The sequence below is a fragment of the Bacillus sp. NPDC094077 genome (assembly GCF_050279465.1).
Classification (GTDB): domain Bacteria; phylum Bacillota; class Bacilli; order Bacillales; family Bacillaceae_G; genus Bacillus_A.
The window spans coordinates 1-26,041 of record NZ_JBNNUF010000026.1; the positions used below are offsets into that span (position 1 = coordinate 1).

Annotated in this window: 17 protein-coding genes, 4 pseudogenes and 1 other annotated feature; of the genes and pseudogenes, 13 read left to right on the plus strand and 8 right to left on the minus strand. The window is 38.0% G+C overall.

The features are described 5' to 3' along the window. The first annotated feature begins 430 nt into the window (after positions 1-430). Positions 431-904, plus strand: coding sequence for a DUF1203 domain-containing protein (locus tag ACQKNR_RS27645; protein ID WP_427322332.1), 474 nt, complete (start codon positions 431-433; stop codon positions 902-904). A gap of 320 nt (positions 905-1,224) precedes the next feature. On the opposite strand, the gene ACQKNR_RS27650 is transcribed toward ACQKNR_RS27645, so the two are convergent. Beyond that, positions 1,225-2,484 carry an MFS transporter gene (locus tag ACQKNR_RS27650; protein ID WP_427322334.1) on the minus strand — a complete coding sequence of 420 codons (1,260 nt, stop codon included), beginning with the start codon at positions 2,482-2,484 and terminating at the stop codon, positions 1,225-1,227. An 80-nt stretch (positions 2,485-2,564) separates the two neighbouring features. After that, positions 2,565-2,821, minus strand: a binding site (T-box leader). A gap of 323 nt (positions 2,822-3,144) precedes the next feature. Between ACQKNR_RS27650 and ACQKNR_RS27655 the strand changes: the two genes are divergently transcribed. From ACQKNR_RS27655 to ACQKNR_RS27685, 7 genes are all read left to right on the plus strand, one after another. Further along, on the plus strand, positions 3,145-3,720 hold the full coding sequence (locus ACQKNR_RS27655) for a recombinase family protein (RefSeq protein ID WP_427322336.1): 576 nt from the start codon (positions 3,145-3,147) through the stop codon (positions 3,718-3,720). Between the two features lie 63 nt (positions 3,721-3,783). Next, a complete protein-coding gene (locus ACQKNR_RS27660; RefSeq protein ID WP_427322338.1) occupies positions 3,784-4,746 on the plus strand; it encodes a helix-turn-helix transcriptional regulator in 963 nt (320 codons plus the stop codon). Between the two features lie 74 nt (positions 4,747-4,820). After that, a complete protein-coding gene (locus tag ACQKNR_RS27665; protein WP_038182224.1) occupies positions 4,821-5,453 on the plus strand; it encodes a type 1 glutamine amidotransferase family protein in 633 nt (210 codons plus the stop codon). A gap of 362 nt (positions 5,454-5,815) precedes the next feature. Then, positions 5,816-6,175: a hypothetical protein gene (locus ACQKNR_RS27670; RefSeq protein WP_427322340.1), complete on the plus strand. Its 360-nt coding sequence runs from the start codon at positions 5,816-5,818 to the stop codon at positions 6,173-6,175. A 796-nt stretch (positions 6,176-6,971) separates the two neighbouring features. Continuing rightward, positions 6,972-8,504 (plus strand): prolyl oligopeptidase family serine peptidase, encoded by a 1,533-nt coding sequence (locus ACQKNR_RS27675; RefSeq protein WP_427322342.1) that lies wholly within the window; start codon positions 6,972-6,974, stop codon positions 8,502-8,504. Between the two features lie 352 nt (positions 8,505-8,856). Then, positions 8,857-9,618 (plus strand): hypothetical protein, encoded by a 762-nt coding sequence (locus tag ACQKNR_RS27680; RefSeq protein WP_427322344.1) that lies wholly within the window; start codon positions 8,857-8,859, stop codon positions 9,616-9,618. A 264-nt stretch (positions 9,619-9,882) separates the two neighbouring features. Then, positions 9,883-11,352 (plus strand): glutamate decarboxylase, encoded by a 1,470-nt coding sequence (locus ACQKNR_RS27685; protein WP_427322346.1) that lies wholly within the window; start codon positions 9,883-9,885, stop codon positions 11,350-11,352. Positions 11,353-11,670: 318 nt separating this feature from the next. On the opposite strand, the gene ACQKNR_RS27690 is transcribed toward ACQKNR_RS27685, so the two are convergent. Then, a complete protein-coding gene (locus ACQKNR_RS27690; protein WP_427322348.1) occupies positions 11,671-12,540 on the minus strand; it encodes a LysR family transcriptional regulator in 870 nt (289 codons plus the stop codon). A 345-nt stretch (positions 12,541-12,885) separates the two neighbouring features. Between ACQKNR_RS27690 and ACQKNR_RS27695 the strand changes: the two genes are divergently transcribed. The 4 genes and pseudogenes from ACQKNR_RS27695 (at position 12,886) to ACQKNR_RS27710 (ending at position 17,554) form a co-directional block, all read left to right on the plus strand. After that, the gene (locus ACQKNR_RS27695) at positions 12,886-14,643 is read left to right on the plus strand and encodes an ABC transporter ATP-binding protein (RefSeq protein ID WP_427322350.1); all 1,758 of its coding nucleotides are present in this window, start codon (positions 12,886-12,888) and stop codon (positions 14,641-14,643) included. After that, on the plus strand, positions 14,640-16,385 hold the full coding sequence (locus ACQKNR_RS27700) for an ABC transporter ATP-binding protein (RefSeq protein ID WP_427322352.1): 1,746 nt from the start codon (positions 14,640-14,642) through the stop codon (positions 16,383-16,385). Before ACQKNR_RS27695 ends, ACQKNR_RS27700 begins: the two co-directional genes overlap by 4 nt. A 500-nt stretch (positions 16,386-16,885) precedes the next feature. Further along, a pseudogene (locus tag ACQKNR_RS27705) lies at positions 16,886-17,130 on the plus strand (DinB family protein); the annotation flags it as partial. A gap of 214 nt (positions 17,131-17,344) precedes the next feature. Further along, positions 17,345-17,554 carry a glycine zipper domain-containing protein gene (locus tag ACQKNR_RS27710; protein WP_427322354.1) on the plus strand — a complete coding sequence of 70 codons (210 nt, stop codon included), beginning with the start codon at positions 17,345-17,347 and terminating at the stop codon, positions 17,552-17,554. A gap of 906 nt (positions 17,555-18,460) precedes the next feature. Here ACQKNR_RS27710 and ACQKNR_RS27715 read toward each other — a convergent pair. Together ACQKNR_RS27715 and ACQKNR_RS27720 are read right to left on the minus strand one after the other, a co-directional pair. Next, positions 18,461-19,207, minus strand: coding sequence for a sulfotransferase family 2 domain-containing protein (locus ACQKNR_RS27715; protein WP_427322356.1), 747 nt, complete (start codon positions 19,205-19,207; stop codon positions 18,461-18,463). Positions 19,208-19,274: 67 nt separating this feature from the next. Next, on the minus strand, positions 19,275-20,435 hold the full coding sequence (locus ACQKNR_RS27720) for a glycosyltransferase family 4 protein (protein WP_427322358.1): 1,161 nt from the start codon (positions 20,433-20,435) through the stop codon (positions 19,275-19,277). Positions 20,436-20,513: 78 nt separating this feature from the next. Here ACQKNR_RS27720 and ACQKNR_RS27725 point away from each other — a divergent pair, with 78 nt between their 5' ends. Continuing rightward, a complete protein-coding gene (locus ACQKNR_RS27725) occupies positions 20,514-21,416 on the plus strand; it encodes a glycerophosphodiester phosphodiesterase family protein (protein ID WP_427322362.1) in 903 nt (300 codons plus the stop codon). 326 nt (positions 21,417-21,742) lie between these two features. Here the strand turns inward: ACQKNR_RS27725 and ACQKNR_RS27730 are convergent. The 4 genes and pseudogenes from ACQKNR_RS27730 to ACQKNR_RS27745 all read right to left on the minus strand — a co-directional run. Then, positions 21,743-22,129: pseudogene (locus tag ACQKNR_RS27730) on the minus strand (IS4 family transposase); the annotation flags it as partial. Positions 22,130-22,272: 143 nt separating this feature from the next. Further along, a pseudogene (locus ACQKNR_RS27735) lies at positions 22,273-22,821 on the minus strand (group II intron maturase-specific domain-containing protein); the annotation flags it as partial. A 76-nt stretch (positions 22,822-22,897) separates the two neighbouring features. After that, a complete protein-coding gene (gene ltrA / locus ACQKNR_RS27740) occupies positions 22,898-24,142 on the minus strand; it encodes a group II intron reverse transcriptase/maturase (RefSeq protein WP_427322360.1) in 1,245 nt (414 codons plus the stop codon). 541 nt (positions 24,143-24,683) lie between these two features. Next, a pseudogene (locus tag ACQKNR_RS27745) lies at positions 24,684-25,448 on the minus strand (reverse transcriptase domain-containing protein); the annotation flags it as partial. Positions 25,449-26,041 lie beyond the last annotated feature (593 nt).

The following is a 26,041-nucleotide window of genomic DNA, read 5'->3' on the forward strand; positions in this document are numbered from 1 at the left end:
CTGCTATATGCACTGGATACGGAGTGGTGATGGCACACCGCAATCTTGCACGTCAGCGATACTAGAAATAGACTTCGCCTTTGGTAGCAAGAATCTCACTGACGTTAGTCAGCTTGTGGCTTTAGCCGTGGGAGTGTCAATAAAGTATCTAAAAAGATAAGGTCAACGTCAGCTCAGAAACTAGGTTTAACCGATAAACAATTTACTTTAAACGATATTCTATACTTTAAATAAGCTGGGCAATCATCCTATTTTAAAAAGGATGATTTTTTTTAGAGGTTCCTGTGGGATTTTATGTTAAACTTAATATAAAAATTATGAAAATTCAATCTTCAACAAACGGGCAGGATTATTGAACAAGTTTTATGAACTTTAGTGGTAGCATCATTAGTGAAATGCTTTATAACAACTAATTAAGGAGGGATAGAATATGAGAAATAACTTTCAAATCGTTGCGTTACAAGAGAAGGAGTTTAATAACCTATTTCTAATGAATGAAGAAGTATTAAAAAGTATCGGGGCAGTCAAAATAGTAGCAAATAAAAATCCTGGATATCCTTGCAGGATAAGTTTGAAGGATGCAGAGGTAGGAGAAGAGGTAATCTTACTGAATTACCAATATCATAGTGTTAATTCGCCTTATAAAGCAAGTGGTCCTATATTTATACGAAAGGGAGCAACTACCGCTAAGCTAGATGTAAATGAAATTCCGCATATGTTACATCATAGGTATCTATCTGTACGCGGCTACAATGCTGACTCAATGATTGTAGAAGCAAGGGTTACAGAAGGTGTAAATTTAAGAGAAAATATAGATGAAATTTTTGATAATAAAGAGGTAGAATATATTCACATTCTTAACGCTAAACCAGGATGCTATAACTGCCTTGTTAATAGAGTGTGAAAAAATTGGAAATGCAAATTTCTATTATCCTATAAGGGGTACCACCAAATCGCTATCAAGCTAATACAACAAAATCCCCCTAAAATGAAAAAAGACGCCATCCTTTCCTATGATTCTACAGAAAGGATAACGTCTTTTTAGTTTTATGGATAGTGCAAAACTTTAGTTTTATAGCAGTAATTTATATAGCCGTCTAATAATTAATTCTGCTATTTACCTATGTTTACATGACCTTCGTTATCGGTAATAAAAAAAATCTTTCAGTAAAGATCCTTTTTATTTCATCACCATTATTTAATTTTATTTATTAAACAAAGAATTTATTGAAATGAATCTTTAAGCTCGGTTGAATTAGAATAGAATTTTGCTTTTGATGGTTGAACACTGCAAATAAATAGTATGATAGATATCAAAAACATTACAAATGCTCCTGAAACTACAACAAATCGTATAGATATAAGCTCTGAAAAAACACCAAAGATTACAGTAACTGTAATAATTAAAAAAGCCTCAATAAACCCGTAAATACTGACAACTCTGCCCATCACATCAACAGGTATATTGTTTTGATAAAATGTGTAAAAACCGGTATTAGAAAAGGCAGTAGCAAACGATAAAACAAAAACCCCTACAGATGCTATAAAAAAGGTATTAGAAGATGTAAAAATCATATAACCTACTGCAGTTATTAAGGAGCCCATACCCATAAGCCATGAGGTAGGTATTTTTTCATTAATTATTGCATTAGATAAAGAACCTACCAATACTCCTGCTCCAGCAATGCTGACTAAAATTCCATATTCACCTTCAGATAAAGAAAGTATCCTAGTTGCAAAAGCAGCTTCCAACGAATCTGTAGCTGTCATCATGACTACCATCGCACTAAATAAAAGATATATTATCATGACATATAGAAACTTACGGCTAAATCCAATAACAAGCTTCCAATCATCTATTAATAACCTAAGAGATAATTTTGTTGTATCTGATGTTTTTTCTAACGGTGCAGAGGATTCAACATTAGGCATTCCTACTGTAATTAATGCAGATAAAAATAAAGCTCCAGCATTGATATAAATAGCCATATTGGGTGTACCAATTGTAAACATCATTCCCGCTATTGCTGGTCCAGTCAAAAATGCTCCGGAATCAAGTAGGCTACGTAAAGAGTTGAAACGTTTTCTTTGTCCTATTGGTATTAACTTTGTAATATAAGTTACCGATGTTGAGTGGTACATAGAGCTCGCTATTGTAATAAGAAAGACCATAGCATATATAAGCCCTAAAGAAGAGAAGAAAGGTAATAATGCAATTAGCACAGTCTGAAAGATACCTAGTGCTATCATGAGATATTTTTTATTTGAACGATCTACAAGACTTCCTGACCAAATATTAGTAAACAATGTTGATAAAGCCCTAATAATATATAAACCAGAGACAGCAATTGCCGATTCTGTTATGTTAAGAACTATTAGGTTTAGAGCAATAAAGTAAACCCAACTTCCAACACTTGAAACACCAATACTAAACAATAAGATAGATGGATACCGCCAAGTTTCCAATGTTTTTTTAAAACTCAATTGAATTCCTCCTAAAATATAATCAGATAGAATGCAACACTTAAAACAAAATAAAAAATCCCACCCCCAAGACTTGAAGTCTTAGGGACGAGATTTATCATCGCGGTGCCACCCTAGTTTATTAATATGTCGCCATATTAACCTTATCAGGTACGGCATTTAAAAATGCTTATACCTTAGCTCTATAACGGGAGCTCCCGTCACATCACCCCCTCCTAAAAGGTTCCGACGTGCTGCTCTGAGGCTTGCTTCAATAAAGAAATTCTAACCCTTTTTCAGCTACCAGGGTTCTCTGTATAGAATTCACTTTATTTACTCTTCTCTTCATCGCATTTATTTTTTATATAATATCACCTATTGGTATCTATGTAAATATCTGAATTTTTTTATAATACAAAAAACTATTAAGGTATATGATTCTCATCTAACAACTAAAAAAAGAAAAATACTTCAGAGCAAAAATTATTTGCAACTTTAATACAAAGTCATTTTTTCGTTTTGGGGGTACTATAAAATATTAGCTTGATAGCGATGTGGTGCTACCCTAATTAGTTCAATTATGTATCGATAGAGTGTAATATATTGATACAAGTGTAGGAGACTGATAAAATCAAAGTTAAGAGCGTCTCATAAGACTTGTATCAAAAATGAGGTGATATTTTGCGAAAAATTGGTTATATACGTGTCAGTTCAACTAGCCAGAATCCTTCAAGACAATTTCAGCAACTGAACGAAATCGGAATGGATATTATTTTTGAAGAAAAAGTTTCCGGAGCAACAAAAGATCGTGAGCAACTTCAAAAAATGTTAGAGGATATACAAGAAGGTGACATCATTTATGTTACAGACTTAATTAGAATTACTCGTAGTACACAAGATTTATTTGAACTAATCGATAACATACGGAGTAAAAATGCAAATTTAAAATCCTTAAAAGATACATGGCTAGATTTATCAGAAGATAATCCCTACAGCCAATTCTTAATTACAGTTATGGCGGGTGTAAACAAATTAGAACGTGATCTTATCCGTATGCGGCAGCGTGAAGGGATTGAACTGGCTAAGAAAGAAGGAAAGTTTAAAGGTCGGTTAAAGAAGTACCATAAAAATCATGCAGGAATGAATTATGCAGTAAAGCTTTATAAAGAGGGAGAAATGACTGTAAATCAAATTTGTGAAATCACAAATGTGTCTAGGGCCTCATTGTATAGAAAGTTATCGGAAAGGAACAGTTGATGAGTTATACCAAAAGTCGGAAATGTATAATAGAAAATAAATTTCATATAGAGGTGGAGTTATATGCCTAAAATTGACAATATGTTAGCAATTCTATGGATGCTTCGTTCAGGTGAAAAAATTACTGCAAAACAAATTTCGGAAAAATTAGAAATTAATATAAGGACTGTGTATCGTTATATTGATACAATTTCAACAAGTGGCGTACCTATAATTTCAGAACCAGGACATAACGGTGGATACACTTTATTGAACAATTTTATTGAGGCTCCTCTTTTTTTTGATTTTGAGGAGCAAACTTCACTATTTCACGCTGCTGTTTTTGCGGAAGAAGCCGGATATTATGGAGGTGAAGCACTAAATAGGGCCATTTCAAAACTAAGTAAATACTCAAATCAAGAGCAGGAAACAAAGATAAACCAACATTTAACTAGTCTTGAAGTAATAAGTCGATTAAGTTCTCTCTCTATGGAATCTTTTTTGAAGGAGTTGGAGCAGGCCTTAGCTGACGGGTACTCAGTAAAAATTCTTTACCATAAAAGTGGCGAAAAGCAATTAAATTATAGATTGGTCGATCCGTACAGAATTATCTATTGGAATAATAAGTGGTATGTGATTGGATTTTGTCATCTTAGGAATGATATCCGTAGTTTTAGAGTAGATCGAATTGAAAGTCTAATGCTAACCGAAAATAAGTTTAACCGGCCAGAAAATTTTTCAGCACGTGACTTTTTTATAAAAAATCTTCTTCCAACTATAGAGGATAAGGAAGGGATTATTTCTTTGGTTATTAATGGGGATAAAAGTGTATTGGCTGATATTTGCCAACATTGGTTTTTAGGACATTATTTACAAGAACGGACTTCAAATCAAGCAGTTTTTCTTCTTGAAAAAGATATGATACATACATATGTACCTTATTTACTTTTACCGTACAATAAATCTATTAAAGTTATTGAGCCAATAAGTCTTAAGAAAAGACTTATTGAAGTTCTGTCGGAATTAATAAAATTTCATCAAGTATGATAACTTCCCTGACGTTAACTGTCAGGGAAGTTATATTATAATAGCTATATCAATTGTGATTGGAGTGTTATTGGATGCAAACAAAAAAAGTTTTTCTATATGTATTTAATACAATGTCGGACTGGGAATATGGATATTTAATTGCTGAACTAAACTCAGGAAGATATTTCAAAAAAGATTTAGCACCTTTAAAAGTAATTACAGTAGGAGCTAATAAAGAAATGATTACTACTATGGGAGGACTGAGCATAAAACCAGATATTTCCCTTGATGAATGTACTCTTGAGAGTAAAGATCTTTTAATTTTACCAGGAGGAACTACTTGGAGTGAAGAAATTCATCAACCTATCTTGGAAAGAATTGGCCAAGCTTTAAAGCTTGGCACTATTGTTGCTGCAATTTGTGGTGCAACTGAGGGCCTCGCGAATATGGGATACTTAGATACTAGAAAGCATACAAGTAATAACTTAGAATATACTAAAATGGTATGTCCTAACTATAAAGGAGAAAAGTTCTATGAGTTGGGATCTGCGGTATCTGATGCGAATTTAGTTACTGCATCAGGAATAGCTCCTCTGGAATTTGCAATGGAGGTGCTGAAAAAAATAGATGTATTTACACCAGATGCGTTACATTCATGGTATAACCTAAATAAGACTCATAAACCTGAATACTTCTTCCAGTTAATGAATTCAATAAATAAATGAAGTAACTGAAAAGCTCAATTTCTCTATTTTGATTTGTAGAGAAGTTGGGCTTTTTAATTTGGAATTTCCTTATCGTTGTAAATCCGCATTTTCCTGACGCTACCCCGTTTTGAAAAAAGATTGGTCAAAAATAGATTCATTGTTGTGAATTAGTGTACAAATATTATAAAAAAGTTTGACCAATTTTTTTGTAAAACTTACTACAACAATATATGAATATCTTTGACTGTATTTGTAATTTATTGTAAAATAATATACATAGAAAGGTATTTTAGGGGAAATATAGAAAGAGTATGCCTTTCAGCTTTTAAAGGGCTAAAGCATATCCTTTTTGTTATTTAAAGGGGGAGAGAGAAAAAAGTATGAAGGATTTAAAAAGAAAAAGTATTTATATTTTATTCATAGTTATAGCAATTATGGGGTTAAGTGCTTGTGGTAAAGATCCATCAGATGATTTGCAATCTAAAAAGTGGAATGTCGTTGCTACCAATGGCGAATCATATACAGCAGAATTCGCTAAAAATACGGTTTCTTTCAAGATAGGAGCTTTCACAAGAGGGTTTACATATAAAATTAACAAAGATGAAATTAGTTTAGAAGAAGATGGGAAAGATCCAATTGTATTTGAAATTAAAAAAGATGGTGATGAATATAAATTTAAGGCAACGACTCCAGCTATTAAAAAGAAATTTGGAGATTTGACGTTATCACCAAGTAAATAGTAAATGAAAAGTCGAGGTAAAACTCTGTAATAATTTTACAGAGTTTTTTGTTTGAAATTATTTAAGTAATTTTTACGGTGATACATATTAGTAATATAACTTTTATGCAAATGTTACAACTTTATTATAAATAATCAATCTTTTTTATAAAACTACAACACATTTTTGCAATAAAGGTGGAAATCCAATGCGCAATCGAATTAAGGAGTATAGAGAAATTTTAAAAATTTCTCTGGGAAATTGACGGATTTATGTAACTGTTGGTTTGAAATAAAGTTTGATTAAAAATATCTACTTCCACCCTTACTCTACGGAATATAAAAAGAATCTAATTTGAAAAAAGATTAAACAAAATACCCCATATACAAATAATACTAAATTATGGAATATTTTTAAATTATTAAAACGTTTTATATTCAATTTATATATTTTATTTCTTTACTTAATAAAAATATCCCCATAGATAAGTAAATCCAAAGGGATAAAGCGGTGCGTCTTTTTTATAAACAGTTAATCTTTTTTCAAAACGGTTAAACTTTATTTCAAATCCACATTTTTTCGTTTTGGGTAACATTTATTGTCTTTGGTTGATGGGCATGTGGTGCTACCCAAATAATCCAGTCGTAAAAAAAGAGGGAGAAGGCATTTTTTATTGAAGTTTGTTTATAATAGCTTTTTAACCTGTTAGGGGGGATTGTAAAGTAGACTATTAATCTCTTTGATAATTTTAATTTTCCTTATAGTACAGGGCATGCTGTATTAAAAAAATTTAATTTTGAAAGGAGAATCAATAAATATGAGCACGAAAAAAAGAATAGGGAATAAGTTATTACTTGTCAGTGCAATTTGTACGATAATTATTCCTTCAGTTTCATATGCAGAGGAAGTAATTTCACCTAAAAATTTCGCGAGTTCTTCAATTTTGTATGAGGGACGGAATACGGATCTATTGAAAACAACTTTGTATCCAAATACATATAATAATCCGCTCAACCACCAGTTTATTTCGACATTAAAGGAAACAAACACAAATATAAAAAAAATAGACAATCCTGAAAATGAAAATCCTGTTATATCTACTACCCTTTCATTTATCCGTTCTATGCATACTGAAGATTATAAATCTGCATTTGATTTAACTTCACGATCATTGCAGAAAATAATATCCGAAAAATGGCTGAAGAGCTATTGGAAGGAACTCCCTACGCAATTTCAAGCAGGTTCTTTTATGGGAATTGGAGAGGTAACACAAAAAGAGACAAATTCCGTTCATACAAGCGTAGAGGTTAAATTAGTTTTTGAACAGTTAACAGTACCTTTACTAATTAAACTAGATCCATCTGGAAAAATAGATGATTTTCAACTCAGCATGTCGTTTAGTCCTGTTGCAGAGCGTCCATCATATAGTAAGCCTGAATCATTTGTTGATAAAGAAGTAGTGGTTGGAAGCGGTGCGTTTCCATTACCAGGAACATTGTCTATTCCGAAGGGAAAGGGTCCTTTCCCAGCGGTTATTCTTGTTCAAGGATCTGGAGCAACCGATCAGGATGAAACAGCATTTGCTTTAAAACCATTTCGCGATTTAGCTGAAGGTCTTGCCTCGAAAGGAATCGCTGTCCTTCGCTATAATAAGCGAACTTATGAACATGGATTGAAAACACAATTTAGTCCTTTTTATACAGTTGATAAAGAGACAACAGATGATGCTCTTCTTGTGACTCATTTTCTTCAAAATGAGCCTATGATAGATAAGAATCAAATTTATATTCTTGGTCATAGTCAAGGTGGAATGATGCTTCCGAAAATGATTGAAAAAGACCAGAATCAAAATATTGCTGGGGCAATCGTGATGGGAGGGCCAGCCCGTACAATCCAAGACGTTGTTTTAGATCAATTTGAGTATCTATTTTCTATTGGAGCAATGAGACTTGAAGAATATAAATTTTACAAATCGCAATTTGAATTATTAAATGATCCCAATTTCTCTAGTCAGAATCCTCCAAAAGATTTTTATTTAGGATCACCAGTATTTTGGGATTCGATCCGTAAAATTAAAGCAGCAGAAATTTCAAAAGAACAAAAGACACCGCTTCTTATTATTCAAGGGGAAAGAGACTATCAAGTTCAATCAAAAATCGAAATTCCTCTTTGGAAAGAACAATTAAAAGAGCGAGATAACGTTGATTATCGACTATATCCAAAGTTAAATCACTTTTTCACAGAAGGAAATGGGGAATTAAGTAAACCGGATGAATATTATAGTCCTGCAAATATTCCTGAGTATGTTATAAATGATATCGCTGCTTGGGTGCAAGGAAGATCGAAATAAAATTAGCGACGATACTTTTTAATAGAAAATCTCAGTACTTAAGATAGAATTATTTTTATCAATTGGAACTACCTGAAAGATAAAAAAGACCACTTTGAAATAACTCGCATAACCATCATGATGAAGCATTAAGTAGTTGATATTTATAATAAATGGAGCATCCAGAAGGGTGCTTTTTTCTTTTGGAATAGAAATCCACTTGCTAACTATATTTTGTATATAATTAATAATTACGATGCGTGAAATTTTAAAAAATGTGCGGTTATTAGATTACATTCATTATAAGTAGGGAAGAATAGAGTGATAGGTGATGGGGTGAATGTATTTACCAATATAAAGATGGAGGGGTGTTATGAAAACATTTTTTAGAGAGTCTAATCAGTCTTTAAAAGAGTTTAGTGCTGCTAATACATACTTAGATTGCTTAGTGCAAACTAAAACATATCCGCAGTTCCTAATACTAATTTTATTTTGTATTGCCACAGTATATTTACCTTTCCCTTCATTTTCGTCTATGAATATAAATAATATAGATATGCTGCTGCAATACATAATTAAAGCAGTATATTTTTCGTTTCCTATCTCATTTGTGTTTCTATTCATAATGTGGGATCAATGGTTTTTGATTTCTAAAAAAGTTACTGTCCAGCAGCTAAAAATATCTTTCTTCAGTGCTTTCATTATTTACATTATAATGTTGTTGTTTTTGTCTTTACTAATATCTCTTACAACATTCAACGGAACATCAAACCCGATTGAAAATGAAGGGATGACCAATATGTTCCTTAAAACGCCTGGTATTGCCATTCAATTAATTGGTGAGAACATTATGTTTGTATCTATATTATTCTTTTGGCACAAGATCATACGTTCCTTCATAATAAGTCCCATTACTTCAATTACAACCTCTTTAATTTTGTCTGGAAGCTCATTTGGACTACTCCATCTTTCTACATATAATTATAATTGGGTGCAATGTATAACTATCATCGGTATACCAGCTATCGCTCAAATGATTTTCTTTCTAATATTTAAAAATATTCATATGGGATATATACTTCACTTCAATTACAATTTAATCATTATCCTTTTTAACTACATAATTTCTATTTAAAATATTTTATAACTAAAAATAAAAGAAAAGGTACCCCTGCTGCAAGGTACCTTTTCCAAGGGGTATAACTCATTACCTGAGCGATCGTTGATCAAAAATGCTTAGGCTCTTACATGAGTTATATTTTTATTATACATTAATCTTACCAAAAATATCGTCAATGGTGAAATTAACTTTAATTATTTATTAGAATTGTCCCTTGGTTTAACAAATGCTTTTTTGTAAATAATATGGTTGTTAAACAATTAATTAAGGGGGACTTGTATGCCACAGGATCGAAAAGCAGACGTTCAAAACGATACATACGAAGGAAAAGAGATCATGCCAGATAATCCACAATATCTACCGCGTCATGTGCAAATGGAGCTGCCTCCCGAATTTTCTATAAATCCTCTGTTTGCCCGCGCAGGAGAAGCAGTCGTTCCGCGCTTTCACATGCCTGATGAAGGCATGTTACCAGAAACAGCGTATCAAATCGTCCATGATGAAATTACTCTTGATGGCAATGCCCGCTTAAATCTTGCAACATTCGTTAGCACATGGATGGAGCCTACGGCAGAGCACTTATATGCCAAATCATTCGACAAGAACATGATTGACAAGGATGAATATCCACAGACAGCCGAAATTGAGGAGCGGTGTGTCCGCATTTTAGCCAACCTCTGGCATTCGCCCACCCCCCTTACGACTATGGGCGTTTCAACAACTGGATCGTCGGAAGCATGTATGCTCGGGGGGCTTGCGTTAAAGAGACGCTGGCAAAACGCACGCAAAAGCGAAGGGAAGCCGGTGGATCGGCCCAATATTGTGTTTAGTTCTGCTGTTCAAGTCGTTTGGGAAAAATTCGCGAACTATTGGGAAGTTGAACCACGCTATGTGAAGGTTAACTCAGAGCATCCCCGATTGGATCCTCAGGGGGTTCTCGCTGCCGTGGATGAAAATACGATTGGTGTGGTACCGATTCTCGGTGAGACCTATACCGGTCTTTACGAACCGGTTGCCGCCATTGCGAAAGCGTTGGATGATTTACAGGAGAGGACAGGCCTCGACATTCCTATGCATGTGGATGCGGCTTCGGGGGGATTTATAGCACCGTTTCTTCAACCAGATTTAGTCTGGGATTTTCAATTACCGAGGGTGAAGTCCATCAATGTATCGGGACATAAATATGGATTAGTCTACCCTGGGTTGGGTTGGATAATTTGGCGGGAAGCTGAAGATCTCCCTGAGGATTTAATCTTCCGCGTCTCCTATTTGGGCGGAAACATGCCAACTTTTGCCCTGAATTTCTCTCGTCCTGGCGCACAAGTGCTCCTGCAATATTACAATTACCTGCGTTTAGGGAAAAGTGGGTACTATGATGTCCAAAGGGCTTCTCAGAAAGTCGCTCTTTTTCTTAGCAAGGCGATTCAGAAGATGGAACCGTTCGAGCTTTTGTCCGATGGTTCGGATATTCCGGTTTTCGCTTGGCGACTGAAAGATGGTTACACATTAAACTGGAATCTTTATGATTTATCTCGACAATTGCGTGTGTTCGGCTGGCAAGTACCCGCCTATCCATTGCCTCCAGATATGGAAGCGGTGACGATTATGCGCGTTGTGGTTCGAAATGGATTTTCCATGGATCTCGCGCATTTATTTTTGAGGAATCTCAAACAGGCCGTTGCCTTTCTGGATTCCCTGGATGGACCTATGCCACATGATACGAAATGTGATAATGGGTTTCATCACTAAGTGGGGGCAGATCCCGTCGTCATTAAGTTAAGCTAACCACTGATCACTTTTCGAGCTCTCCACAGGGAAGTGGTACAGAAAAGCTGATGGTTTCAACCAGAAGTATTATCTGTCATAAACAGAATGAAACATTTGAATTCTATTCAGATGGAGTCCTCTGGACCCCTCTTTGATTAAACTATTTTTCAAAATGGATTTTTTGCATTTGCTATTAAATATGGCTTAAAGCACTTTTTTATCAATCTTTATTTTAAATCTACACGGACCCCTATGGTCATAATCCAAAGGAGTGAACAGTCGGTTCACTCCTTTCTTTTATTATTCCTTACTGAAGCTCTCCAGGAACTTTCTTGCCAACGAGGACATGTAACGGTCCTTCATCCAGATCGCCGCGATTCTGGTCTGGAGGAAAGGACTGTCGATTTCCTTATAGATCAGACTACCGTGGTTCGCCAACTCGAACGCGGATTTCGGGATAATTCCGATGCCGAGGCCGGCATTGGCCCATAGTAGGGTAGTCCGTGCATCATCATTTTTACAGAATAGGTTTGGCTCGAAGCCGGCTTTCTGACAAGTCTCGCGGATCAGCTGCTCGAATCGGCGGTAAATGACCAGAGGGCGCTCTTGCAGTTCTTCGATTCGGATGGCATCCCGCCCGCCACTCCAATCCAGCTCCGGGGTCATCACGGCGATCATCGGCTCGCTTTCCGCACATTTGTATCCCATCCCCACATTATGAAAGGGAGTTCTAACGATTCCCAGTTCGATGACCCCACTCTGTAGCAATTCAATGACCCTGAACGTGTTTCCCTCATGAATTTCAAATTTGATTCCAGTGTAAGCTTTGTGAAATTCGGATAATTTATCCTTTAATAACGTTGCTCCTGAGGAGGACACCGTTCCAATCGTCAATGTTCCCTTCAATCCTTTGGCAAAGTCACTGACCTCTCTTGACGTCGAATCTGTTAAATCTACAATTTGCTGCGCTCTGCGGCGCAGAATTTCCCCGGCGTCCGTGAGCCGGATACTGCGTGCACCGCGCTCTACTAGCTTCACGCCAAGCTCCTCCTCCAACAGTTTAAGCTGCTGGCTGAGCGGGGGTTGAGCCATTTGCAGCTTTTTGGCGGCCGAGGTAATCTGGCCTTCCTCCGCAATCGTCAGGAAGTATTTCAATTGCCTAATGTCCATAAGGTTCTCCTTTTAAATTGCCATATTAATTTCATATAGATTAGATATTAATCAAATATTATTAATATGGAAGATGTTATGTTATTTTTTAATCATATCCGGTAAATAAATTTCGTCAAACCTTTTGTATTGCATTAAATTGAATATTTTAGTTCAAGTTCAGAATGGCCGCTTTTTAGTAATGAGAAGGTTGGATGAAGCTAGGGTGAGAGGAGCAGAGCGTACGTAGTTTGTACGTGAGCACCGGAATGCCCAGGTGAATTCAAGATTCGATATCGAAATCACTTTATGAGTTACTTCATAATCAAAAGCGACCTTTATATCAATCATGATGGGGATGATACTTTGTTTAGACTCACAAGATTTTTAAAACCTTACAAGAAGGAAAGTATTCTAGGCCCTTTCTTTAAGCTGGTGGAGGCAATTCTCGAGCTGTTTCTGCCGACGATTGTGGCCCTGATTGTGAACCATGGAATAGGCAGGCACAATATCACTTATGTATGGAAGATGGGCGGCTTAATGGTCGTCATGTCGATACTGGGCTTCGGCAGCTCGCTAATCTGCCAATATTATGCGGCCCGGGCATCACAGGGGTTCGGTACTACGCTGCGTAATACACTGTTCCGGCATATCTCGACGCTGTCTTATACTGAGATTGACCGCTTTGGAACACCATCATTGATCAATCGTATCACAAATGATGTCAATCAGCTGCAAATCGCAGTAGCGATGCTAATTCGGCTCGTGATTCGTGCCCCGTTCATTTGCATTGGTGCAATCATCATGTCGATGCTGCTTGATTTTAGACTATCGCTTGTTCTGATTGCAGCAACACCAGTGTTTGCTATTATTCTATATTTGATTATTACCAAGACAGCACCTATGTATCGGTTATACCAGAAGAAGTTAGACAGAATCGCACTAGTATTGAGCGAGAATCTGACGGGAGTTCGCGTCATCCGTGCATTCGCCAAGAGACAGGCCGAGAAGGCGAGATTTCGCGAGGCTTCCGACGATATTACGGCCACTGCGATCCGAGTAGGGCGGGTGTCTGCGCTGCTTAGTCCGGTAACGACGGTTGTTGTCAACGGTGCGATTATCGCTATTCTATGGATTGGTGGTTTCCACATTAATGCGGGGACATTATCTTCTGGCGAGGTCATCGCCTTTATTAACTACGTGACGCAAATTTTGCTCGCTTTGATTGTCGTGTCGAATCTGATTATTATTTTTACCAAGGCAGCGTCCTCAGCATCACGGATCAATGTGGTGTTCGATACCATTCCTTCCATTGCTGACCCTGCGCCAGAGGAGCGAAAACAGTCTACAGTGAAAATAGAAGACAAGAAGGATGGTCCAGCTGTTATATTTAATCATGTCACCTTCGGATATAGTGCGACGAGTGATCCGGCTCTGATAGATATATCGGTGGAGATAAGACGTGGCGAGACCGTGGGAATTATCGGTGGTACTGGTTCAGGCAAATCTACATTTGTGAACTTGATTCCGCGATTTTATGACGCTACCTCCGGGCAAATCCTCGTCAACGGAATCGATGTAAGGGATTATAGCCTATATGAGCTACGCGGCGAGATCGGGATTGTTCCGCAGAAGGCACTGCTCTTCACAGGGACGATTGCCGATAACATCCGCTGGGGCAACGAATTAGCTACGGATCAAGAGGTCAAGCGGGCAGCTATCATTGCACAGGCTGATGAATTCATATCGAAAATGCCGGAGGGCTATAACACTCTGGTGTCCAGGGGCGGACTTAATCTGTCGGGTGGACAGAAGCAGCGCTTAACGATCGCCCGGGCAATTGTCGCCAGTCCCGATATTCTCATCCTTGATGATTCTTCGAGTGCACTTGATTTTGCCACAGATGTGGCGTTAAGAAGGTCAATCCGGGAGAACAGCCAGGAGATGACGGTATTCATCGTCTCGCAGCGGGTTAGCACCGTGCAGCAGGCGGATAAGATCATCGTTATCGAAGACGGACGGATTGCTGGCATAGGTACCGATGCTGAACTCAAGCGAGACTGTAGTGTCTATCAAGAGATTTGCCGCTCACAGTTCTCTAATGAGGAGGTAGGACAACAATGAACATGAAGCAAACATGGGGAAGACTACTAATTTATACAGGAAAATATAAAAGCTATACAATCTGGGCCTTCATTAGTGCGATTATTAGCGTAGCCTCCAGCTTGATCGGTCCATTTATGATTGGGATTACGATCGACCATATGGTCGGTAAGGGTGCTGTTGAGTTCGCAGACATATTCAGACTACTTATGCAGCTTAGTCTGGTGTATCTCGTCGGAAGCTTGTTCGGCTGGCTGTTGACATATCTTACGAATCGGCTTGCTAATCAAACGGTAAATGATTTGCGCAGCGAGATGTTCGACAAGCTGAATGTTCTGCCACTGAAATATCATGATAATCATCCGCAAGGGGACAGCATCAGCAGATTCGTAAACGATATGGATGCCATATCGGACGGGTTGCTGCAAGGATTCTCCACATTATTAACCGGCGTTGTTACAATCATCGGGGCGATCGCGCTCATGCTGTATACGAATCCGCTCATGACCGTCGTCGTGCTGTTATCTGCACCAGTGACCTTCTTCGTAGCCCGGTTCATCACGATGCGCTCCCAGCAGCTATTTCGTGAACAGGCCCGTATATTGGGTGGACTGAATGGTTATGTCGAGGAGATGATTGGCGGGCAGAAGGTTGTTCAGGCCTTCCGTTATGAAGACCACTCTTTTGCGGAGTTTACAGTGCGAAATGATGAATTGTATCACACTGGGGTAAAATCACAATTCGTCAGCTCTCTGTCGAATCCATCCACTCGTTTGGTGAACAATGTTACCTTCTCAATCATCGCCTTAATTGGGAGTATTATGGTCATCATGTCCAGAATATCGGTCGGGGGACTATCGAGCTTCCTAATTTATGCCAACCTGTTCGCTAAGCCGTTCAACGAAATTACCGGAGTAATTACACAGTTGCAATCAGCTACGGCCTCGGCGCAACGTATCTTCCAGGTACTTGATGAATCGGCGGAGTCACCGGACGCTGACGATGCAGTTTATATCCCGGCGAAGCAGGGGACGATTACGTTCCGTCATGTGAAGTTCGCTTACCAGCCTGACCGTCCCCTTATTACCGATTTGAACCTCGTTGTCGAACCAGGCACGCGGGTCGCAATCGTGGGACAGACCGGTGCTGGCAAGACAACGCTTGTAAATCTGTTAATGCGATTTTATGATGTTGATGCCGGCGAGATTGCGATAGACGGTATTAACATTAACGATATGGCCCGTGACAGCTTACGCCATACCTTCGGAATGGTGCTACAGGATACTTGGCTGTTCGGCGGGACAATCCATGACAATATCGCCTACGGGAAGCCGAATGTTAGTCAGGAGGAGGTTATCGCTGCCGCTAAGGCGGCTAACGCCCATAGCTTCATCAAGCGGCTGCCGCAGGGCTATAATACAGTAATCAACGGCTCCGGCGACAGCCTATCCCAAGGGCAGAAACAGCTCTTGACGATTGCTCGGGTTATGCTAGTTGATCCGCCTATGCTAATTCTCGACGAAGCGACAAGCAGCATTGATACGCTGACGGAGATTCGTATCCAGGCGGCGTTCCTGAAGATGATGGAAGGCAGAACAAGCTTCGTCATCGCCCACCGTCTGTCGACGATCCGTGAGGCCGATATGATCCTCTACATGAAGGACGGAGATGTCGTCGAGAGCGGCAGTCATGAACAGCTGCTGGAGCGCGGTGGGTACTACGCCAATCTGTATAACAGCCAATTCACGGCTGTGAATGGTTAGTAGACTATTAGTAACACCATTCCGAAAGTACGCACGATGCGTGGACCGGGCCTTGGCCTAACGAATCTTCATCATTTTATAACTATATTTATTATATGTATTTGTATTAGAAGATGGTGCAACATCAAAAAGTAACCCTGATACAGTGTAATCATACTGTATCAGGGTTTGTATTTTTTATTTTGAGGTGAATTTCTACACCTAAAAGATTTCGTAGATAATGCTCCTTCCGATAAGGGAAGCGTATCCCAAATATCTTTATTAAATTCTCCTGCATTCTCACCATGATGAGGAACCACCATTACGTATGGCTTAATCGATGTTACATTTAATACATTATTATTGATTTGAGGATAATGATGATTCTCCGTTAAAACACCTTTCTAACTGTTTGATGGCACAACCTAGGGATTTTATCCTAATATACAGTATAATGGAATTTAGAGCAGGAATTAATCTGTTTACAGTGAAATAGGAGAAGGATAAAGGGTTTGTCTTTATTTATTATTCCTGAAAATCATACTTTTGCTGCCTTAAAAAACAACTATTAGAGGTGCTTTTACGTTGGCAAGAGTTATTATCTGAAGAAAAAGTTGAGAGAGAAGTTAATGGTTATCCTGGACACGTGAAATGGTGGGCAATACTTGGAAATGTGTCAACTCATAACGCATATCATATTGGCCAGATCATTTATAATCGGAAATTGCAAAATAGCTGGAAAATAGATGCAGGAGTAGATAAATAAAAGTTGCAATAGTACTACTTGAACTAAAGGTTGCAATAGTTTAAGAAAAGCTGTCATTATGGCAGCTTTTCTTATTGTACAGCGTGAAGGATAGTGAAAATTGCAAAGTTTTAAGGACAGATTTAAACTTCGCATAAATCTGCCCTTATAGGGAAAAATACGTAAGGTATTGTGCTGGAAAGCACTTGCCTATTCTAAATAAGGAGTGAAATGAGTGGCTGATAAAAACGAACGTAACCGTGTCGATAATGATGCTGGCGAAGCGGTAGGAACTGGTGTCGGTGCTGTCGCAGGAGCTGCTTTGGGTTCTGTTCTTGGTCCACTTGGTACCGTTGCAGGAGCTGTTGTAGGAGGAGCGATGGGTAACAAAGTCGGCGAAGGTGCCGATGAGGCTAATGACAGTGTTACGAACCGAGAAGATTAGACTTTAACCAAAGTGACACTGAATGAATTGGATTCCCAAAAAGGGAGTCCGTTTTTTATTCACTGGATCACTTAGAGGACAATCTTTACTGGAAACGATTGAATATCTAGAAACAAATATACTTAATAAACATCATTGTTACTTACCCGAAAATATTGAAAAATACAAGGGAAAGGAAAAGTTCGCTTTTGACTTTCTATACAAACTCAAAACACATATATAATGTTCAATTTGTGAAATTTGGTACTTGAATTATATGAAGGGTTTTATGAAACATTTAGACTCTAAATAAATAGAAATTTGCCATGTTTCTTTTGTTATAAATCTCAAAAACGAGGGTATTTGGGACAAATGAAATTCACCATAAAATGTACTGAAAATAGCTTAAAATACGTCTCAAAACTCATCTCTAAATCAAAGTCTCAATTTGAACAAGCAATATTGAGTTTTGAAAATTCCTTAACGTATAAAAAGGCTAAAATGTGCGTGCTACCCCTATATGGGGTACCGCCAGTATTTCAGAAAAAGCCATGCTAAGAGTATGCAAGATTTTATACATTTTTTCGGTTAATCCAATAACAGACAAGAACCCTAAACCGCACCAGAATAGGAATGTATAAAAAATGCATAGATCCATAGAACAAAAAAGAAGATTCCCTTGTGAGAGTAGGGGTTCGTCTTTTTCTTCGCTACCGATAATAGGACGTTATGTAAACCGTCTATGAATAAGTATTCATAGACGGTTTACTATTTTTTTAGTTGTTATTCTTATCTTTTGATCTTACTTTTGCTTTTTGGCTAGAGTGTTGGCTCGTCATGTGGGGGCGAAACTCCAAATCCTGTTCCAGTCCTTTAAATCGCCTCTAAGATATATCTGTTACAATCATTCAAATAAAAAAACAAAAACTAATCATTAGTTTGAAACGCGCGTAATTCTCTAATTGAGGCAGCATCTAAGGAAGCAATCTTTTTTTCTAATATTTCTTTAGCATAATTATATAATTGAAAATCTATATTATTTTTCTCTACAATCTTATCAATAACTGTCTGCGGAATTTGTTCCCTTTGAGCTCTTTGTGCATTAACATTTAATTTTTGATATTTAACATTCTTCCAATCAAATTCTTTTTTCATAATATATAAAGATTCATTAAACAACTCCGTAATACCTACTACAGAAAAATAATTTGCTATAGTCTCTTTTACTATTTCTAAATCTGTAACATCACTACCTGTAATGTAACGAGATTGGAAGTTAATCGTATAATAATCAAAATTCGGATTATTTATATAATCATCAATTGTCCCTTCAAAAAATAATTCTTTATATTGATCTAGATTCTTATGTGCAGAATAAAACCATGAAAGGACTTGCTCAACTGGATTCCTTAACATCGTAATATAAGTACAAGGTCTAGAAATATGGTGATGTACGCCAAACAAGAGATGACCACATAAAGTATCAGCTGTTGTTAACTTCTCTCTTAGTAACAACACGCTTTGTTGATTCAAACCATACCGATTAACATCGTAGAGGACATTGTCAGAGTATTGCCTATAAATTATATCTGTTAATGTAGTTCCTCCCGTTTTTGGTATGTGAATATAAACCAACAAAGGTTTTTGTTTGCTACTATATTGTTTTTTTGTCATGTAACTCCCACTTTCAGTCTAATAATTATATGATTTGTATACAATGTTCCATTCTTTTTATTCTTCTTCACATATTGTAGTACTTAAGATATGAAACACGCATTACATGTATATATTTTTTCGCAATATCTTCCCATGATTCTGCAGGATCATTTATACCTTGAAGAGTAGATGTCTTATACTCTTCATAGTTTGTATGCATCTCTTCTAGAGCTTGTAAAATTGAATCAATAGATTCTGGATTAAACCAAATTACTTTTGCGCTATGACGAGAGAGATGTTCACGCATAACAGGAATATCTGAACATAGGACTGGTGTACCTAATCTTAGTGCTTCTTCCACTGGATAGCTGCCTCCACCTTCCGAAAGACTTGGCATAACTAATGCCTTAGCATTTTTAATAATAGGCGCAACATCAGAATCATTAACAAATCCAATAGGATAAATATCTTTATCAATTTCCAATCCTAATTTGTAGATAAGTGAAACTAGAGTGGGAATAGTTTGGAGATCAGGCCAATGTGGAGGTTGATATCTTAACAATTCTGTATAAAATCCAAATAGAACTAATGGGTAATTTTTTCGTTGTGTAAACTTTGAGTATGCTAATAGTAAATTATAATGATTTTTATGAGGTGAGGTATTCGCTGGATATACAAAATATTTTGATGGCAAACGAGCTTCTATATCTGAACTTAATGAATATCCAGGATCGTATTCTGCCGGTAATATAGCATGAGGAATAACAATAGCATCTTTTAAATGATCACTAAAGTATGTGATTAAACGAGCCTTTACATGTTGTGAAGAAACCACTACATTGGTACAGTTTTCAAACCATGCTTTCGATCTTTCCCAATAAGACTTCATATACCCGCCATTAATAAATGGAGGGACAAAATCAAAAATAGTAGCATCATGAAATGTACAAATACTAGGCCTTTTAATGTCAACAAAGTCATGTAAGTGAGGCCAGAAATAATATACAACGTGACAATCATGGAAAAAATTCTTTGCTGTATCTGTATTAATATCACCATCAAAATATAAAACTTCGATGTTTGGATGATTGGAAAAATCGTAACGTTCTTTAAATTTAGATTCAGAAGAAATCACCAGTCTAACAAGCTCAATGTCATCTTGACGAGCCATGGCAGGTAGGAGGTTTGCAAGTAATCGGGCCCCTCCGCCTGCAGATACCATTTGAGTCCAGATTAGAATTCTCATTAATTTGTACCACCTCCAGTTGAATATACATAGATTTCTACATAAGTTTATGAGTAGAACTTAAGAAATAACACATTTATTTTATTTTTTGCTAAGCGTAACGTCGATTCCCCTCTTCTTCTTGCTCATCGAGGGCTATCTCAAACATTTGCTATGGAGGACATAGAAGGGGATACTTGTACAGCTGAGCGTATACATGAACCTGAACACTCTTATTTAGAAAATACAATTCCATCTATGGAGGCGGCATTTAAAGCGGGCGCAGATTTAGTAGAGTTTGATGTTCAACCAACTAAAGACAATAATTTTGTCATTTTTCATGATTGGACTCTTGATTGTCGTACTAATGGTAAAGGTGTTACAAGGGATTTTACAACAAAAGAATTACAGGCACTTGATATTGGTTATGGTTATACAGCTGATGGTGGAAAAACATTCCCGTTTCGTGGTAAAGGAATTAATCTTATGCCAACATTGGATGAAGTACTTAACCATTTCCCAGATCGTTCTTTCCTTATTCATATTAAAAGTGATGATGAAAAAGAAGGAACTCAAATGGCTGATTACCTCAAAAAACTCCCAGCTAAACGTCTTGAACAGCTAACTGTATATGGAGGCGATAAACCGATTGCTGCGATAAAAGAGCGTATCCCTAGTTTACGCACCATGTCAAAAGCAACCCTGAAAAAAGATCTTCTTACTTATATCGCGTTAGGGTGGACTGGATACATGCCTTCAAGCCTGAAACATGGGGAGTTACATATACCTGAAAAAGTGGCACCTTGGCTTTGGGGATGGCCAAACCGATTTCTTAATCGAATGGATAAAGCAGATACCCGAGTTATCGTTGTAGGAGGAAATGGACTTGGATTTTCAAGTGGATTTGATTCGCAAGATGATATAAAACGCCTTCCCAATGATTACACAGGTGGAATTTGGACAAATCGCATTGATAAAATCGCATCTTTATTTAATAAGTAAGAAATCTTATAACAATCGAAGTTTTATGCGCCAATAATAAACAAATCTGGTTTCCTAAGTATAGTGGAAATCAGGTTTGTTTTTTGTATGAATAGAATTTGCTTGATGTATATTCAGACGGAGATACAACTACAATCAAAGTATTAGCTGCTAGATAAAAACCATTTTGATATCAAAATTACATATAATTTTCATTTAGGGTGAACTTAAAGTATATGTTTATACAAAGTTTGATCTTTCCATGTAGTTTTTTATTATCTTTTATAGATATCATAAAAGTAGGCATATCAAATAAACCCTGACGGGTTTCAATTTTTTTACTATAACTATGCTACCTGATGAACAGAAGTGGTATACTCATAAACAACGCCCAAAATATCAAAGACTGTTTTTTTCTCATATCTGTGGGATTTTCGTCCGTTTCGCTGTAGGAGGTTAAACAGACGAAGGAGAATCTTTGATAATTCTTGGGTGTTTTTATGTAATGCTTGATGAAAAAGTAAGAAATAATCTTTAATCATGTACATTGCTTTATATTCACTTAGTTCTTTCTGTTTCTTGCGTAACAGAAGTTCTCTCATTTTAAACATAGTAGAAGAACATAATAGGATACTAATGAGTTGTCCATAAAGGTGACATTCTAGCCGCTCTTGTTTAATAGATTTACAACGATGAATTTGAAACCAAGATTTCCATATTTTAAATAACAGCTGTCGGGTAAAAGACTGGCGCGGTATCAATTGTGACCCGTTTCCAGCCTCTCCCCATAAGAACTGCTCGTGAGGTTTTCCCTCAAGCAGCTCACCCCATAAACTTCATCAAAAGGGTTATGAGACCTATCAAATGGCAGACACTTTCATCGAAAACTCTCTGCACTTTTCAGGGGAAGGACTTTCCAGTCCCAGTAGAGCCCCAGTACACCATAGAGATATTCGTTACTCCATCTCTGCCATCCGATGCTACGCTTTCGTCTTCGTTTCCTTCTCGTTAACAATGTGCGAATTTTCATTTCCGTATAATCACGTACTTCACTGAAAGCTTGACTAGAGTTCCCAATCCGGAAGTAGTTCACCCATCCAGTTAGTACAGCATTGATTTGTTTTATTAAGTCTTGTGCTGGCTTCGCTCCTGCGTTTTGAATGAGTTCGCGAATTTTTGCTTTTACTGTCGTGCGAGCTTTCTTCTTCGGGATCATGAAAACGAAGAATCCATTCTTATTTCGGTTCGGTATTCGTCTCAGGTCAAATCCTAAAAATCCGAAGGATTCTCCTTTTAGGACATTGACCATCTGAGTCTTCTCCAGATTCAGTTCAACTCCCAAAGGCTTTAACTGTTCCCACAGTCGTCGTAATGCCAGTTCAGCCCATCCATTTTTACTGGAGTGTCCGCTTACAGCGATAACTAGGCAAGTAGGCCACTGGAACCTCCCCAGTAGCCCCTCACAGAACCGGACGTGAACCTCTCAGCTCATCCGGCTCCCATTATTCAGCCGTAGGTTTGATACCTAACTCCCAATGTTTAAATAGCTTGGGATTTTGTTTTGCAATTCTACCGATAAAGTTTTCTGCTCTTTTCTTATGACGAGCCAGTCTTTTATACTTCTTTCGAGCCCACATAATTAAGGCTTTATTGATATGCCTTAATGCTGGATACATCTCAGATTTGTAGAACTTACCATAGTAGTTAATCCACCCTATAATCTTTGAGTTAAACATGTTTGATAGGTCAGTCAGGTCTTTTTCAGATTTCAACTGTAATTTCCAATCCCTAACTTTTTGGCGAATTGATTTCTTAGAGGTGTTACTAATCGCAGGCGTGAAATTAATAAAGTGCTTTCCCCATTTGTTCTTTGACCTTCTCGGTCTGAATGTATAACCTAGAAAGTCGAACGATATGATTTCATGATTTTCTTTTCTATCTTCATCCTTACAATAAACAATTCTTGTTTTAGTTGGATGCAGTTCAAGTTTACAATCGTTCATTCTCGCGTTTAATGATTCCAGTAATTTAATTGCCTCACACTCTGTCTTACAGTGGATGACTGCATCGTCCGCATATCTAGCGAATGGATTGTTTGGATGATTAATAATCATCCATTTATCAAAGGTGTAATGTAGAAATAAGTTCGCAAGAACAGGACTTATTACCCCACCTTGCGGTGTGCCAGAAGTACGCTCTTTTACACCTTCTTTCGTTTGAAAAGATGCTTTTAACCATCTATTAATATATAATTTTATCCATTTAATCTTTGTATGCTTTTCCACTGCTTTCATTAGTAATTCGTGATCAATGTTATCGAATAATCCCTTAATATCAAACTCTAGAACCCAGTTGTATTTCCAGCACCTTTTACGGGTTATCTCTAAGGCTTCGATTGCACTTTTATTAGGTCTGTATCCGTAGGAATCCTGGTGAAAGTAAGGTTCCACTGAGGGTTCGAAATACATTTTCACAACCAGCTGTGCAATTCTATCAGTCACTGTTGGAATTCCTAGTGTCCTAGTACCGCCAGCTTTCTTCGGTATCTCTACAGCTTTTACTGCTGGAGGAAAGTAGCTTCCTGAGGACATTCTGTTCCAGAGTTTATAGAGATTATCTTTTAGATTCATCTCGAATTCTAATATTGACTCTTCATCAATACCAGCTGAACCTTTGTTTGCTTTTACTCTAAGAAAGGCATCATAAACTACCTTTTTAGATATCTCATATGGCTTTGTTTTACTCATAAGTTCCTCCCGCTATAATGGTTGACTTGTTCATAAAACTGAATAACATAACCCCTTCGCTCCATTTCCGTTAGGAAATTTCATTACTACTACGAGTTATTCCGCCCCTATACATGGCATCGGTACTCTGATTCTTGTGGGGCTTCCACTTGAATTTCTCCCTTAACAACCATGTCGTAGGTTCCCACGTTCCACACTCAAGCCTATATTAAGTTCACGCCGCCTTTATACCGGTCACCGAACGGACAGTAAACAGGTTCCCTCCGAACTTATCCTGAGTTAACGACACCCCCTCAGTTTTGATGACGTCCCTATGCTTTCGATACTTCTTCAGCGGTTCAGTGGTTTTCGTCTCCTTAATATGTACCTGACAGAATCTCGTTCTGCCTTTTCCCTAACGCTCAATACCATAGCTTTTGACTATAGCACCTTAGGGTGGTTTGCAATCTCTACCTGTATAGCGATTGCGAGAGGCCTACTCTCATCTTAAGTGCAGCACAGCTCCCTTGTGTGCTTACTCACACTCTGGATGCCTTCGTGGCACACTATCGTCGGCAAAACGGTGATAGTTTACAGCTTCGTAATTGCCCTCAGCTGTTTTGCGTCGAATGGCGTCAAATGTCCAATCCACTTCATTGAGGTAAATGTTCGCGGCTAGTGGAGAAAATGGCCCCCCTTGCGGGACACCGATCTTTCCTGTTGCCTTAATTACCTGTTTTACAAGATGCATAACCTGTGGGTCTTGGACACGTTTCGCGATTTTCTCCAATAATATATTGTGTCGGATTGTATCAAAGTAGCGTGACAAATCAACATCAATTATTATGGTCATACGGCGCAATATACTGCGTCGTACTTCTGCCAATGCCTGATGTGGAGAGCGTTTCGGTCGAAACCCATACGAGTTTGGACAGAAATCAGCTTCAAAAATTGCTTCTAATATGAGTTTTAGCGCTCCTTGTACTACACGATCTCGTATACACGGAATTTGCAGAGTTCGCGTTTTGCCGTTTGCCTTTGGGATTTCTACTTTTCGATTGGCTTGTGGTCGGTATATTCCAGCTTGCAATTCCTCTTGAATACCCGTTAAGAATGGGATAATTCCTTCTAGTTCTATATCAGCAAAACTTTTTCCATCAATGCCTGGAGCACCGTTGTTTTTCCTCGCCTGTTGATATGCTTCGTGAAGGGTTGTCATTTTGGTAATGTGGGTAAATAGCCCCCAAAACCGGTGCGTAGGTTCAGACTTCGCCTTTCGATAGATTCGTTGCCTTAGTTCCTGCAAAGTGATGGGTGTTTTTGTCATGGCACCCTTGCCTCCTTTAGTCATACGAAATGTTTACAGGTTCGGACCCTTTCCTCCCCGCGCGTTTTGCTGCACGCAGATCTCTGGTACTACGATCCGTTCCGCCACCCTGACACCTACCGTTCTCACTTCCCGATCGCGGTTATAGAGACGGTCTCCTCGATGAGGTTTCTTCATCGGGTGTCGAGGGCTTCTCCAGTTTCCACATTATCTTTCTCTCCATGTCGCCGCTGATACCCCGCCGGTGAGAACTGCCGTTCCAGACTCGTTTCGGTCAGTTCTTGTTGCTTTCGCACGTTATCGACCGTCTCAGCCACCGGAATTGCGTGTAACGAGGCTACATCTACGTTCACTGTACGTTACAACCTGGAGATTTGCCCACATGCCTTTTGCATGTGATGTCAGAGGGCTTCGCCATGTCGCTTTCACTTCATGGCGCCTCTCAGGCTACGGGAGTGGAGTCTATTCTCCCGATTGGACTTTCACCAACTAGATAATGTGTCCTTATCTGGACACGCCAATTTGCCAACGCAGTGAATATAAATCATAGATTTTCTCTTTTGGTACCCATTCCGTAGGAATGTTTGTCATAT